At 32.8% G+C, this 14,770-nt stretch carries 14 protein-coding genes and 2 tRNA genes; 10 read left to right on the top strand and 6 right to left on the bottom strand.

Annotated elements, in window-relative coordinates:
* Position 1 precedes the first annotated feature (1 nt).
* The 9 genes from A9G07_RS03880 to A9G07_RS03840 all read left to right on the top strand — a co-directional run bounded on the left by A9G07_RS03880 (position 2) and on the right by A9G07_RS03840 (position 6,880).
* A complete protein-coding gene (locus A9G07_RS03880) occupies positions 2-649 on the top strand; it encodes an ElyC/SanA/YdcF family protein (RefSeq protein WP_065734101.1) in 648 nt (215 codons plus the stop codon).
* Positions 650-942: 293 nt separating this feature from the next.
* The gene (artP, locus tag A9G07_RS03875; RefSeq protein WP_065562112.1) at positions 943-1,671 is read left to right on the top strand and encodes an arginine ABC transporter ATP-binding protein ArtP; all 729 of its coding nucleotides are present in this window, start codon (positions 943-945) and stop codon (positions 1,669-1,671) included.
* A gap of 29 nt (positions 1,672-1,700) precedes the next feature.
* The gene (locus A9G07_RS03870) at positions 1,701-2,435 is read left to right on the top strand and encodes a transporter substrate-binding domain-containing protein (RefSeq protein ID WP_065562113.1); all 735 of its coding nucleotides are present in this window, start codon (positions 1,701-1,703) and stop codon (positions 2,433-2,435) included.
* Between the two features lie 84 nt (positions 2,436-2,519).
* Positions 2,520-3,290: an arginine ABC transporter permease ArtQ gene (gene artQ, locus A9G07_RS03865; RefSeq protein WP_218059990.1), complete on the top strand. Its 771-nt coding sequence runs from the start codon at positions 2,520-2,522 to the stop codon at positions 3,288-3,290.
* A gap of 9 nt (positions 3,291-3,299) precedes the next feature.
* Positions 3,300-3,977: an arginine ABC transporter permease ArtM gene (gene artM, locus A9G07_RS03860; protein ID WP_065562114.1), complete on the top strand. Its 678-nt coding sequence runs from the start codon at positions 3,300-3,302 to the stop codon at positions 3,975-3,977.
* Position 3,978: 1 nt separating this feature from the next.
* A complete protein-coding gene (uvrC, locus tag A9G07_RS03855) occupies positions 3,979-5,814 on the top strand; it encodes an excinuclease ABC subunit UvrC (RefSeq protein WP_065734100.1) in 1,836 nt (611 codons plus the stop codon).
* A 107-nt stretch (positions 5,815-5,921) separates the two neighbouring features.
* Positions 5,922-6,476 carry a CDP-diacylglycerol--glycerol-3-phosphate 3-phosphatidyltransferase gene (gene pgsA, locus A9G07_RS03850; protein WP_065734099.1) on the top strand — a complete coding sequence of 185 codons (555 nt, stop codon included), beginning with the start codon at positions 5,922-5,924 and terminating at the stop codon, positions 6,474-6,476.
* Between the two features lie 221 nt (positions 6,477-6,697).
* Positions 6,698-6,785, top strand: a tRNA-Leu gene (locus A9G07_RS03845).
* 19 nt (positions 6,786-6,804) lie between these two features.
* Positions 6,805-6,880, top strand: a tRNA-Gly gene (locus A9G07_RS03840).
* A 222-nt stretch (positions 6,881-7,102) separates the two neighbouring features.
* Here the strand turns inward: A9G07_RS03840 and A9G07_RS03835 are convergent.
* From A9G07_RS03835 to A9G07_RS03820, 4 genes are all read right to left on the bottom strand, one after another.
* Positions 7,103-7,564 carry a hypothetical protein gene (locus A9G07_RS03835; RefSeq protein ID WP_065734098.1) on the bottom strand — a complete coding sequence of 154 codons (462 nt, stop codon included), beginning with the start codon at positions 7,562-7,564 and terminating at the stop codon, positions 7,103-7,105.
* Between the two features lie 240 nt (positions 7,565-7,804).
* On the bottom strand, positions 7,805-8,095 hold the full coding sequence (locus tag A9G07_RS03830) for a hypothetical protein (RefSeq protein ID WP_065734097.1): 291 nt from the start codon (positions 8,093-8,095) through the stop codon (positions 7,805-7,807).
* A gap of 251 nt (positions 8,096-8,346) precedes the next feature.
* Positions 8,347-9,030, bottom strand: a complete 684-nt coding sequence (locus A9G07_RS03825; RefSeq protein WP_065734096.1) for a DKNYY domain-containing protein — start codon at positions 9,028-9,030, stop codon at positions 8,347-8,349.
* Between the two features lie 469 nt (positions 9,031-9,499).
* Positions 9,500-9,880, bottom strand: coding sequence for a VOC family protein (locus tag A9G07_RS03820; protein ID WP_065734095.1), 381 nt, complete (start codon positions 9,878-9,880; stop codon positions 9,500-9,502).
* 126 nt (positions 9,881-10,006) lie between these two features.
* Here A9G07_RS03820 and A9G07_RS03815 point away from each other — a divergent pair, with 126 nt between their 5' ends.
* Entirely contained in the window at positions 10,007-10,966 is a 960-nt protein-coding gene (locus A9G07_RS03815; RefSeq protein WP_065734094.1) for a helix-turn-helix transcriptional regulator, read from the top strand.
* Between the two features lie 17 nt (positions 10,967-10,983).
* Here the strand turns inward: A9G07_RS03815 and A9G07_RS03810 are convergent, their stop codons facing one another.
* Both A9G07_RS03810 and A9G07_RS03805 read right to left on the bottom strand, forming a co-directional pair.
* Positions 10,984-11,838 carry an aldo/keto reductase gene (locus A9G07_RS03810; protein ID WP_065734093.1) on the bottom strand — a complete coding sequence of 285 codons (855 nt, stop codon included), beginning with the start codon at positions 11,836-11,838 and terminating at the stop codon, positions 10,984-10,986.
* 460 nt (positions 11,839-12,298) lie between these two features.
* On the bottom strand, positions 12,299-14,629 hold the full coding sequence (locus tag A9G07_RS03805) for a TonB-dependent hemoglobin/transferrin/lactoferrin family receptor (RefSeq protein WP_065734092.1): 2,331 nt from the start codon (positions 14,627-14,629) through the stop codon (positions 12,299-12,301).
* Positions 14,630-14,770: the final 141 nt, after the last annotated feature.

The following is a 14,770-nucleotide window of genomic DNA, read 5'->3' as shown; positions in this document are numbered from 1 at the left end:
TATGAAGTTAAAAAAACTTATTGCTTATTTTATTGCTTTTTTTTCATTACTACTTGCCTTAGTAATTGGACTCGACTTTTGGATAAGCTATAAGACAGCACCTTACATTTATCACGATGAAAACAAACTTCCCTACCGAACAATTGGTGTTGTATTAGGAACATCTAAATATGTAAAAAATGGCGGAATCAATGGTTTTTATCGCAGCCGAATAGATGGTGCGATTGATCTCTATTGGCAAGGTAAAGTTGATTATTTATTGCTTAGTGGAGACAATGCGCAATTAAATTATAACGAACCCATTATGATGCAGAAAGATCTCATAAAAGCAGGCATCCCTAAAGATGCCATTGTGTTAGATTTTGCTGGATTTAGAACCTTCGATTCAATTGTTCGTGCAAATAAAGTCTTTGATGCAGATGAATTTACTATTATTACTCAAGAATTCCATTGTGAACGAGCAATGTTTATTGCGTTAGCGCAAGGTATTCAAGCTCAATGTTTTGCTGTCCCTGCCCCCAAAAGCATGAAGTTAGTTCGAATTAGAGAGATGTTTGCACGAGTAAGTGCTTTTATTGATCTTTACATCCTGAACAAAGAACCTAAATTTCTTGGTCCTACCATCCCAATCATTAATAATCAAAATTAATAACATTATATAAATCTAAAAAAAAGTTGAGGAACGGGGTTTTTGAACTAAGTATATGGTCATATATCTCACATTATTATTTAATCTTCATGTTTTTTATAATTCTAAGTACTGATAATTATACAAACAACTTGATACAACACTAAAATAACGACAATAAAAAAAGTTGAGGAGCCGGGTTTTTAGCTTAAAAATCAAGCTAAAATATCGTTGTCTAATAATTTAGATTGCATTTTTATGCAAAAAAAAGTAATATTTAGTCAATTAAAATTTAAATAGTTTATCTAATACTAATGAATATCGAATTAAACCATATTAACTGTTTTTATGGTAAACATCAGGCATTAAATGATGTCTCTTTATGTTACCCTTTAGGTGAAACAATTGTTTTACTTGGTCAGAGCGGTGCAGGTAAAAGTTCTTTACTGAAAGTGTTTAACTTACTTGAAATACCAACGTCTGGTGAAATGACAATTGCGGATTCACATTTTGATTTTTCAAAAAAGATAAGTGAATCAACTATTCGAACTTTACGCAAAAATGTTGGCATGGTTTTTCAAAATTACAACTTATGGCCACATTTAACTGTTTTAGAGAACTTAATTGAAGCCCCTTGCCAAGTTTTGAAACTATCGAAAAAAGAAGCAAGTGAAAAAGCCATGTCAATTTTGGCTCGCTTACAAATTGATGAAATGGCACATCGTTACCCTCTTCACCTTTCAGGTGGTCAACAGCAACGAGTGGCTATTGCGAGAGCCTTAATGATGGAACCTAAAATTTTGCTATTTGATGAGCCAACAGCAGCTTTAGATCCTGCAATCACATCTCAAATTGCAGAAATCATTAATGAACTGTCACAGACAGGAATTACACAGATTATTGTTACGCATGAAGTCGATTTTGCTCGTAAAGTTGCTTCACAAGTGATTTACATGGAACAGGGTAAGATTGTTGAACAAGGTCAAATTGAGTGTTTTGCTCATCCAAAAACTGAAGAGTTCAAAGCTTATCTATCGCATTAATATTAATAAAAATCTGATTGGGTGGATATATGAAAAAAACATTACTAGCTATTATACTTGCAGGATCTGCATTTGCAGCTCAAGCAACTGAAACGTTAACCATTGGTACCGAAGCGACTTATGCACCTTTCGAATTTACTAATGATAAAAACGAAATCATCGGGTTTGATATTGACGTCATGAATAAACTTTGTGATGAAATGAAAGTAACTTGTAACATTGTAAATCAATCATTTGATGGATTAATTCCTAGTTTAAAAACTCGTCGAATCGATGCGGCTATTGCTGGTATAGATGTTACACCTGAACGTCAAAAGCAAGTTGCATTTACTAAAATCTATTATGATGATAGCTCAATCCAATTTGTTACATTAAAAGATTCCTTAACTAGTCTTGACCAGCTAAAAGGTAAGAAAGTTGGTATTCAAAAAGGTACAACTTACTTAAAATATTTAAATGAAAAATATCCTGATGTTAAAGCAGTAAGCTATGATAGCTACCAATTTGCTTTCTTAGATTTAAAAGCTAAACGTATTGATGCTATTGTTTCAAGCTCTTTTGTTGCTGGTGAATGGTTAGGTAAAGATGCTGATATCGTTGCTTTAGGCGATAAAATTACCGATCATGAATTTTTTGGTGAAGGTTTAGGTATTGCTTTACGTCAAGGCAATGATCAATTACTTGAACAATTTAATCAAGCAATCGATAAACTAAAAGCAAATGGCGAATTAGATGCTATTTATAAAAAATGGTTTAGTAAATAATTATTAATAACAAAATCAGTTCTTATTTATCTCGCCGCATATTCTGCGGCGAGTTTATTTTTTAAATTTAACTACGGTTCTTTTATGTCAGAATTTTTTGCACACGGTATAGACTTGTTACTCTCTTCTATGGATGGGTATATTTTGCCGCTTACGAAAGCTACCGCGATTACGTTATCATTAGCATTTGTATCGTTAGTCGTTGGAATGTTTTTTGCGTTCATTTTTACTATTTTAGAATCAGTACCATTCAAACCCGTTGCATGGCTAATGTCGCTATTCAATTTAACCATTCGAGCTTTACCCGAATTATTAATTGTGGTTGCGATTTATACTGGTTTACCACTGCTATTGATGGCATTAGATGATGGCTTTACCGTTCCTCTCGGCTTTACATCGTTTACCGTAAAAATGAGTATTCATAATACCCAACCGGACCCATTTTTATGCGGTGTTTTTGCTTTATCATTACTCTACGCTGTTTATGCCTCACAAACGTTACGCGGTGCATTTAAAGCGATTTCAAGCGGACAAAAACAGGCAGCTCAAGTTTTAGGATTAAGCAAATCTCGAACTTTCTTTCGTATTATCATGCCACAAATGTGGCGACACGCATTACCCGGTTTGAGTAACCAATGGTTAATCTTATTAAAAGATACTGCCCTTGTTTCAGCAATCGCGATAGATGATTTAATGATGCAAACCAAAACAATAGTTGCCCGAACCAATCAGCCTTTTTTATGGTACTTTGTTGCGATGATTATTTATTTAGTGATATCAATTTTAAGTCAAAAAATTATTTCACGTATTGAAAAACGTGCAACCCATTTTGAACCATCAGCCAATAGTCAGTAAGGTTATTTTATGTCTGATAATTTTATTTTTTATCTAAAAATCATTCTTCAAGGTCTACCTGATACATTAAGTCTAAGTATATTCGGTATATTAACGGCTGGTATTTTGGCTATTGTTTTTTCATGTCTTTTATCGTTAAATTCTAAGCTATTAACGAAAACAATTCGCGCTTATATCATTATTTTTACTGGTTCACCATTATTAGTACAGCTGTTTTTAATCTATTATGGACCATCACAATTTGGTGAATATTTAAGTAAATTTCCTGCTTTTTATGATTTTATTTCTTCACCTTGGTTTTGTGCTTATTTAGCTTTAACGCTTAATAGTGCCGCTTATACTACACAAATATTTTATGGTGCATTAAAATCTGTTCCACAAGGACAGTGGCAAGCATGTAGCGCTTTAGGTATGAACAAAAGACAAACTCTTAAAATTGTCATGCCATATGCATTAAAACGTGCTCTTTCTACTTATTCTAACGAAGTCGTTTTTGTGGTAAAAGGTACAGCCTTAGCTTCAATGATTCCTGTTATGGATTTAATGGGATATAGTAATGCATTAAATGGTGAATACTATGACTTCTCAATTTTTATGGTTGCAGGGCTCATTTACCTCTTGATAAATGGTATTTTAAGCACCATTATGAGGATAATAGAGAAAAAAGCCCTCACCTTTGAAAACTAATATGAGCCAATTTGATACAGCATCTTTTCTAAAAACAGTCCCACATAAACCAGGTATCTATCAAATGTTTAATGATAAAGATACCATTATTTATGTGGGAAAAGCGAAAGATCTCAATAATCGCTTAAAAAGCTATTTCAATAGCAGTAAAAAAACGATCAAAACCGATCGATTGGTAAGTCATATTCATCGAGTTGAATTTACCATCACCAATACAGAGACTGAAGCATTATTACTCGAACAAACTTATATCAAAAAATATCAACCCAAATACAATGTATTGCTCAAAGATGATAAAAGCTACCCGTTTATCAAATTAAGTAAAGAAAGACATCCTCAATTGTCTTTGTATCGAGGTGCAATTAATCGAAAAAAAGATGAGTTTTTTGGCCCTTATCCGAGTGGATATGCGGTAAAACAAATTCTTGCCTTATTACAAAAAACATTTCCAATAAGACAATGTTTAAATAGCACTTATCGTAACCGAACTCGTCCTTGTTTACAGTACCAAATCAAACGCTGTTTAGGGCCTTGTGTACCAGGCTTAGTTAGCGACGAAGATTATAATGAACAAGTTAATTATGTAAGGTTATTTCTCTCCGGACAATCAGACCAAATTTTGCAAAAAATTACTGCGGATATGCAAAAAGCCAGTAGTGAACTTAATTTTGAAAAAGCAGCCGCATTACGAGATCAGCTACAAGCGATCAAACACATAAATGAAAAACAAGCTATCTATAACAATAATGATAATTTAGATGTGATTGGTTTCCATTACGAACTCGGCTTAGCTTGTATCTATGTACTCTTTATTCGAAATGGTCAAACATTTGGACATCGTTCTTATTTTCCAAAAGTACCATCTAATACTGAACTAGAAGAAGTGATCGAGACATTTTTAGGACAATTTTATTTACAAGGAAATCAAAATAGAAATATTCCGAAGAAAATTCTTCTCAATTTTTCATTATCTGACAAGCAAGCAATGGAAGATACTTTATCTATTGTCGCTGAACATCAAGTAAAAATAGTTGATGAACCAAAAGGTGATAATCTTAAACTATTAAATATTGCAACAGTTAATGCTCAAACTGAAGTAAAAAATAAACTACTCGAAAACTCAACCATTAAACAACGATATGATGCACTAAAAGAGTTTTTGGGCATTGATAAAATCAATCGAATGGAATGTTTTGATATAAGCCATTTTATGGGTAAAAACACAATTGCATCTTGTGTCGTTTTTGATGATAAAGGTCCTGTTAAATCTGAGTTTCGTCGCTACAATATAAATGGTATCACGCCTGGAGACGATTATGCGGCAATGGAGCAAGTCTTAACCCGTCGTTATAGTAAGAAAGATCTTCCTGAAGATAAGATCCCAGACATCATCTTTATAGATGGAGGAAAAGGTCAACTTAACCAAGCGTTAAGGGTTTTTGATAATTTAGATGTAAACTGGGATAAAAACCACCCTATTTTAATTGGTGTGGCCAAAGGTGCTGAACGTAAAGAAGGATTAGAAACACTATTCTTTGAAGCTCATGGAAAAGGATATTATCTGGATTATCATTCCCCTGCTTTACTGCTTATTCAACAAATTCGAAATGCATCGCACGATCATGCAATTGTTGGTCAACGTAAAAAAGGCGTTAAGCAGTTAACTGACAGCGCTTTAGAGCATATTGAAGGCGTTGGTGGAAAAAGGCGGCAAGCATTACTCAAGCATTTTGGTGGGCTTAGAGAGTTGAAAAATGCCAGTATAGACGAAATTGCACAAGTTCAAGGTATTTCAAAATCATTAGCTGAAAAAATTTATCTAAATTTACAGCAATAACGCATTGAAAAATTAACATTTTTCAGGCAACATAATCAATGAGAAAACCCTGTTTTTTTAATTGTCGCTAACCATTTGATTAATAAAACAATATGAGCTAATGTCACATGAAAATTAACTTACCTACATTCTTAACATTATTTCGAGTAATACTGATTCCATTTTTTGTGTTGGCATTTTATTTAATCCCTCATGAATGGTCAGGCTTTTTTTCGGCATTAATCTTCCTAATAGCCGCAGTTACAGATGTTTTTGACGGTTACCTTGCCCGCCGATTAGGTCAAACGACTAAATTTGGTGCTTTTTTAGATCCTGTTGCCGACAAAATAATGGTAACAATCGCATTGGTACTTATAACGCAATATTATCAAGCGTGGTGGATTTCTATTCCTGCAATAATAATCGTCTCTCGTGAACTTATTATCTCTGCATTACGTGAATGGATGGCTGAAATTGGCAAACGAGGTAATGTTGCAGTATCTTCAATTGGCAAAATTAAAACAATTGCTCAAATGACAGCATTAACTTGGTTACTTTGGCGTCCTTGCGATCTTGTTATATATGCGGGGCTAGCTGCACTTTTTTTAGCCACAATTTTAACGTTAGTATCCATGTTCCAATATTTATGGATAGCGCAAAGTGACTTATTAGATGAAGAATAATTTATCAAAAAGTCGATAATCGTTACTTTTAGTGTAATTTTGTTATCTTCTGTAAGTTCACAAAATTACACTTCTCAATCCCCAAAAACTCAATATTAAACCAACAATAAGCTAAACATTGAGCAATTAAACAATTAATCCAAAATTTATGTTGACTGAAATCTCAAGATAGGTAAAATGCACTGCATTCAAAGCGGATTACCTTACGTAATAAGTTTTGAGCCCGGGTGGTGAAATCGGTAGACACAAGGGATTTAAAATCCCTCGGCCTTTTTGGCCGTGCGAGTTCAAGTCTCGCCCCGGGCACCATTTAAAACACTTCTCTTATGCGGGAATAGCTCAGTTGGTAGAGCGCAACCTTGCCAAGGTTGAGGTCGCGAGTTCGAACCTCGTTTCCCGCTCCAATATCGCGTTTAAACACTTCTCTATACCTAATTAATTCATTAAGAAATAGAATGTTTTATGTTCTATCTGTCTATAGAGATTTTTATTAATATCGATACATTTAAAATAAAATGAATTGTTACTTGTATGAGTATCTATTTTGTTCCTTTATTACCCAGTAATAAATCTCTATCTATTACTCGGTTGTTTATGTTATTTATTTTAAAGTAATAATTATTTTATTATTGAATCATATCATCAAGTTCGTGGCTGATGCAGTCGGAACTCTTTAATGATAAATGATAATTTTCAACTAAAAATAACTGTTTTGATTTGAAATATCCTTCAAAATAATAGATATAACATATTGAGTTTAGACCCTGTTGTTTTTTAAATTTTTCCTCATCTGTTTTATTTGCAAATATTAGATCTACGTCTCTTCCAATTAAATTATCATCTTCTGGCTTATCAATAGCATAAGATAGTTCTTGTGAAAGATCGCTATCTTTACCATCCAAATCTAAAGGTTCTCTATCTTTTAAATGATTACTTTTTATCGACAAATTATCTATTTTAAAGATTTTATATGGTGGGCATTCACAGGCATAAAGCATATCAACAACATATAAACCAACTTTTCCCTGTGGATAATTATCTTTACATCCAAATAAAGTAAATAATAAGATATACAATATTTTTTTCATTTTTTTATAATTTCCTCAATATTTAGCCAGCATTTTTGAGTTGTATAAGCCAAAACATTCTGCCAATAGCTCTTTTTTCATCTCATCGTTGTTGTTGAACAGATGTTTTCCCATCACCATTTATATTTGCTTTCGTGAATAACCAACCTATTGTTTTTTTAAAATTCCCCACCACTTCAAGTGGGTAATTTTTGCCTTTATAGGTCTTATATATGATATCGTTTTTTGATGTGTTTTTGGTCAAAAATATACAACATCTTTATTTCCAAATTTATTCCTCGCCCAGTCCTCATTTTCGATTATTGGATAATATTTTTTTAATTTTTCATAAAATTCATCATTAGGTGGATAGGCTTCTTTATTTTCATTATGGCCATAGACTTCTTTATAATTTATACAATAAGCATTTTTACCCTTTATTTTTAAAGTATAAACATAAATTTCTTGGTAACGATTATATCTTAAATCTGTAGGAGTATATTTTTGATTGAGTAAATATTTGTATATATCATTACATAGTTTATTATTCACTGAAGTCGCTTTATTTTTCTTGCTTCATAAAATAGTTTAATACAATTTTTTCATCATTAATTACTCTTAAATTCCATCAAAGATGTGTGTGATATTTAAGGGAATCACCGTATGGTAACTAGATTTTCCAATCTGAATATTATCCTTCAGGTTCCATTCCAGACCGACAAGTATAAGCTTAATTTTTCCTGAGGGATAAAAACTATCTTTAAACACTATCATCCATATTTTTATTAATGTAAGAAATGTTATTATCCATCACCAAAATATTGTTCTCTCAATGCTGGATCTGTAAAAAATAATTTATCGTCAAATATTTTATCAAACTCTTCACGACTTTTTAGAGGCTTATCATTAATATAAATATAATTTTTATCTAAACCGATCGTTTCTTGCCATTCGGACTTACGTATCGTCTCTTTTCTCGTTCTAAACGTATTAACATCGGCGCCTTCTATTTTTCTTCCACCGGAGTAGATTGCATTTTCAACACGTAAGTAAACTCCACCTAATACTGCATAATCTGAAGATGAGCCAGCTATAAAAAGTTCACTATTGACTTGAGAATAGCAGGTATAAATATAGATATAGTGTTTATCTTTGAAATAATACTCACTTTGCATACCTTCGTTATATCTTAGATAGTAATTATTATTAATCTTTTTTCTATCCTCTATGTCATTAAACAGCAAATCAAATGTTTCTATATCAATTGTTTTGCTTACGGGTTGATACTTTTTCGTTTTTGGATTATAAATTGTTGAATAATAGAGTGTATCTGTTGGTTTTTTTGCACACAATGAATTAGGAATTTGAATATTCCATTCGTTACCATTCTTAACAAGAAATGTAGAACGAGTTTTTGTAACAGCATTATCGCAGGCTGTTACCAAAAAAATGGATAGTAGATAGATGATTATTTTTTTATTTTTCATAATTGGTTGATACTAAATATCTCTCCTTGATAATAGTCATTCTTTCAACTTTTACCAAACCAAATTCCCTTTTCATATGATAATGAAAAATCATTAGGAAAAGTCCAACTCACTTGTTTAAGTGTCAGTTATATAGTATTTAATTTTTCTCCGTCTACCATTATTTGTATATTCTGGAATTTCATTTATTTTTTATAAGATGATATATCAGAATTATGAAAATTAAAGAAATAACTCTTATATTTTTCTTGCTCCTGATAGCTTCGTCTTTTTTATCAGGCGCCATAATCCATTCTAAAAAACTGACATTACCACAACTTTCAAGGAGCAATTTAATCTTTTCGCTGCTTGTCTCGCCATTAGGTTTGGTGGTGGAGCCAGTCAGTTTTTTAGAATTGTAGCTTCATTTTAAGATGACTTAAATAAATTTTTTAAAGCACCAATTGTTTTAATTTCTTAAGATAATTTTTTATTCAAACTTTGAAGTATCGGTAGCACAAACACGGAGTCGATGACCATCAGGATCATTTCCTACAAATGTGTATCCGAAATCGAGCATTTGAGGTTCGAGTTCAATTTTGACGTTTAGTTCTTTCCATGTCGCATAAATCTCATCTACTTCATTTTTTGTTACATCACTAAATGACAGCTCAAATCCCCCATAATGATTAGGTGCCTTTGGTGTTATTTTATCGGCCTCTTGAAGTCCCAAAATAAAACCATCATTCAATAAAAATACAGCAAAGCCAGGATAAGTTTTAGCTGGTGGACGCCCTAGTATTTTTGTGTAAAACTCTGTGCTAGCATCGACATCTTTGACATAAACAATAACGCTATTAGGTTTAAACATTTTTCTTTCCTTTTAGTGATAAAAATTAGTTCAATCAATTTTAGTTATCTCTATTTTGATGTAGCATTGCTGACAAGTGTATGTCATATTTAAAATTCAATCTAAATTATTTTGCAAACATAAAGCATGAAAATTAATCGTATAATTACTACCATCATGGTATTGCTACAAAGAGAAAAAATAACTGGTAAAGAATTAGCAGAAAAATTAAATGTATCATTGCGTACTATTTACCGAGATATACAAGTTATAGAGGGAGCGGGAATACCCATTATTACCTATCAAGGAAGTGCCGGTGGAATAAGTATTTTAAAAAATTATAAAATTAGTAAAGGTCTATTCACTAAAGAAGATGTCATTGTTTTATTAAAAGGCCTCAACTTATTATCTTCACCGGTTTTAAAAGAAAGTGAAAATTTAAGAACACTCGAGAAAATAAAGAGTTTTTTATCAGAACAAGAACTTGATGAAGTGACAAATAACTTAAATCAACTTATTGTTGATTTATCGCCTTGGTTTTCTAAACAAAATATTGATAACAAAATATCTATTATAAGACTGGCACTGAAAGAGCAAATGCTTTTATCGTTTGATTATTTAAGTGTTAGGAATAAACAAGCCTCACGTTTAATTGAGCCATATAAACTTATTTTTAAGGAAAAAGAATGGTATTTACAAGCTTTTTGTCTAACTAAAAATGATTTTCGTGTATTTAAATTGTCAAAAATGTCAAACATTAGTAAAACAAACACTAAATTTATTAAACAGACACCGCCTGAAGTGTTCTCTTTATTCCAAACGGATATGAAAAAAAAGATTTTTAAAATAAAACTACTAATAGATGAATCGCTTTTGGAACGTATTTTAGATTTTTGTGACGAAAAAGATATTAAGAAATTAAATGGACATCAGTATCTTGTAGATTTTGACTTTATTGATGATGACTACAGTTATGGCATTTTACTAAGCTTAGGTCATAAATGTATTTGTTTAGAGCCTGAGCATATACGTCACAAACTCGTTGAACGAGCTGAAAAATTAGTTAAATCTTACAAAGAAACTGTCAATCCATTTATCTCAAATTAGCCTCAATAGCTAAAAATTTAAACATCTAATTTCCGGCTGGTTAACCATTTTACTTTTTCCGGATCTCGATGATCAAAAAATTGACTTGTATTTGTATCAAGCGCTGCTATTTGTTGCATATCTTTATCTGAAAGCTCAAAATCCCAGATATCTTGATTTTCAATTATACGCTCTTTACGCACAGATTTAGCCAAGCTTGCAATGCCTCGTTGAGCTAACCAACGTAATACCACTTGCCCTATTGTTTTACCATATTTAACGGCTATTTGACCTAATACCGGATGGGTAAATAAACCATTTTTCCCTTCAGCAAAAGGCGCCCAAGCTTGAGGAGTTATGCTCTCCTTTTGCATATAAGGCACGGCTTCAAGCTGTTGTTGAAATGGGTTAACTTCAATCTGATTTACGGCAGGAATAATAGAATGAAATGCAGTTAAATCAGCTAATCTATCAGGTTGAAAATTACTTACGCCAATAGCACGAGTTTTACCTGCTGAATAAAGCTCTTGCATTGCTTGCCAGGCACCATGAACATCACCATAAGGTTGATGAATTAAATATAAGTCAACATAATCTAATTGCAAACGATTTAATGAACGTTCAAATTGCGCCTTAGCACCATTGTAATTGGCATCTTGCAACCATAACTTGGTCGTAATAAACAATTCTGCTCGATCAATCCCATGTGCACGAATAGCATTACCAACTTCAGTTTCATTTTGGTAACTTGCAGCTGTATCAATCAACCGATAGCCAGAATCAATTGCATCATGTACGGCTGTTTCACACTCTTTCTTATCGGTCATTTGAAAAACACCAAACCCTAAGATAGGCATTTCGATACCATTATTTAATGTTATTGTTTTTTTCATAGCTCATACCTCAGTTATTGTAGTTAGCCTATTATTAAACAGCTTACTACAATGATAAAGTAGGTAAAACAACATGCACTAATGAAAAATTTTCATTAATTAACTTAGGTCTTTTATTGAAATATCACAATATCAAACTTGATGAAAAGCACGATAAGGTCATTAAAAAAAGTGACAAGTAATTTCAATATCGAAAATTATTTAATTTGAGATATGTATGAAGCTATTATAATTTATATATCAATCAGCACTCACACTCCCTCTTTTAATCGTTTAATGCAGATTCAATCGGATGTAACGGATCATATTAGATCTTTTTGAAATGCTTATTATGTGTTTAACAACTCAGTGATTTTTATTGATGCCTTATTTATATAAGGCATCAATACTATTTTTTTAATAGTTTAACCTGCAAGACTTTTTAACTGTTTAAACTTATCAACTTAACGCTAGATAAGTATTAAAATTTATATGAAAAACTTGCTTTAAAGTTGCGTGCTAAACCATAAGTATTTTCACCTAAATATAGTCGATAATCTTTGTTAAATATATTATCAACGGCCAGTTTAACTTCAGCTTTCGGTAAAAATGTTGGCTGCCAGGTTGCAAATAAATTATGTAATGAATAACCTGATGAACGACCTAAACCATACGCCCCAAGATCAGCAAGCCCATCATGATTTCTATCTTCTGACCCGGTTCGATCTTGTTTTCTGACAAATTGAGCATTCCAACCTGCTCTCAAATTCCACTGAGGAATTTTGAAACCAGTAGTTAAAGTTGCTGTACGAGGTGAAATGGTCGCAACATAAGTTTTGTTATGCATCCATGGAGCTTGTGGCGCGGTGTCTCGCTCGCCTTTTTGAATTGAGTACGTTGCACTGGCAAACCAATATTTACTATCATAAAAAGTTTCTAGTTCAAACCCGTTTACCACTAACTTACCGGGCAGATTTCGATAATTAGATTGACCAACGGGGCACAATCTACCGGGGCCACAAATGGAGCGATTAAAACCACGAGTAACAAAAATTTCGTTAGTAACACGCTGTCTAAATAATGTGCTTCGAACTTGTAATTTATCATCATCTAACATTAGATTATTGAAATCGAGGATATTTCCCAATCGGATTGATAAATCACGTTCTTTTTTTAAATTGCGACTGGTTGCAGAGATTTTACCACTACCGCCATTTTTAGGGGTGAATTGGACCTCATAAGTTTCATCAACAGTCGGTGCTTGCCATGCATAACTGATATCACCGAAAAATCCGATATTTTCTGTCGCTTGCCAATATGAACCGAGTCTTGGCGTCCAACCGGTATAGGTAACAGGCGCATAATTGTGTCCATAACGAGGATCGGGATCATTATAAGCTGATGCATAATTTTTCTTACCATGATTACGAACATAATCGTATCGAAGGCTTGGCGTTAAGACAAAATTGCTAATCGATAATTCATCTTGTAGATAAAAACTATAAGTTTGTTGTTTTCCAGAAGGCATATAAGCAGGTTGAAAATAGCCATGATTATAATTTGGTTTCTTCTCATAATTTTTGTAATACATCAAGGTATCACGATCATGCAAATGCACTTGCGCACCAATTTTTAGAAGATTATCAATTGGTCCTGTAGTAAAAATACTGTTATTTTCAAGCTCAACAGTTTTATCAGTATAACTTACCCAACTCTCATTGCCCATGGTACCTAAAGAAGCAACCGGATTATATTTGGCCGGCCTCATATCATGTTGCTTTGTTTTTGAATACGTGGTGCGTAAGGTAAAATCGACTAATGGATTATAAGTTGGTTGATAGTTCCATTTAAATTGCGCTGATTCATCTGTTTGATCACGTTTGACTAATTTTCGTAACCAAGCTGCTCTATATCCATATTTTTTAATTTGGGTAGCAGTTGGTGGCGTCATCTTCTCAACATATTTTGCTGCCCACGGCTGCCATGAATCTCGTTTTGAACGGATACCGGATATCGTGAACGTATGCTCTTCATTAGGTCTAAAATTTAATTTCCCCATATACGTGTCCATATCATCTTCTGAGAATTCAAATCGAGAACCATCCGGTCTTTTAAAATTGCCACTATCGCGGTTAGTGTAGTAAAAAAGCCCATCAAACATATCATCTTTTGTTCTACCGTAAACAGCACTTGTTACCATATTTTGATGATTATTTGAATGGAAACTATATTTAACCAAAGCGCCAACATATTTATCAGGATCGAGTAAATCAATCGCATCTTTAGTTTCCATTGTTACTACCCCACCAAAGCCACCGTTACCGAATTTAACATCGTGCGGGCCTTTATTAACTTCAACCCGTTTAAGTAATTCCGGCTCAACAAAAACCGAACCTTGTTGGTATTTTTGGAAACCTTTTTGTGCACCATCAACAATAATTTTTACATCTTCTACTTTACCAAATCCCCAAATATTTAATGTCTGTCCACCCGGTCTAACCGAACCGGCGGCGCTCACGCCCGGTAATGTGTTGAGTAATTCGGCTACATTATCCGCTTGCTTTTGTTCTATCAAACCAGATGTAAGTGTTGATCGTCCGGCAATAACGCTATTAATTTTTTTCAATTGATCTTGTGATCTTGCTATAACGGTAATCACATCATCAATATCTTCACTACTTACGTTATCTTTATTTCTTTTTATTTGTGATTCTTGTTCATCTTCTGATGAAGTATTTTGGCCACTTGAAGGTTCCGCTTGAAGAGAAAAACTCATACAAAGCAATAATATACTTATTTTTTTATATCCCATACCTAGTTCCTTTTAAAAAGCATAGTTATTAAATAAACACTATTAAATTAATATTACCCACATAAATAGTAATGATAATCATTATCATGTTGGGTTAGGGAGTATAGGTTTTTTGGGTATAAATAAATAGCAAAATTTGAA

Source organism: Gilliamella sp. wkB72 (genome assembly GCF_001693745.1).
GTDB lineage: Bacteria > Pseudomonadota > Gammaproteobacteria > Enterobacterales > Orbaceae > Gilliamella > Gilliamella apicola_E.
The sequence above is the reverse complement of the archived record's forward strand: the minus strand, read 5'-3'. Positions and strand labels throughout refer to the sequence as shown.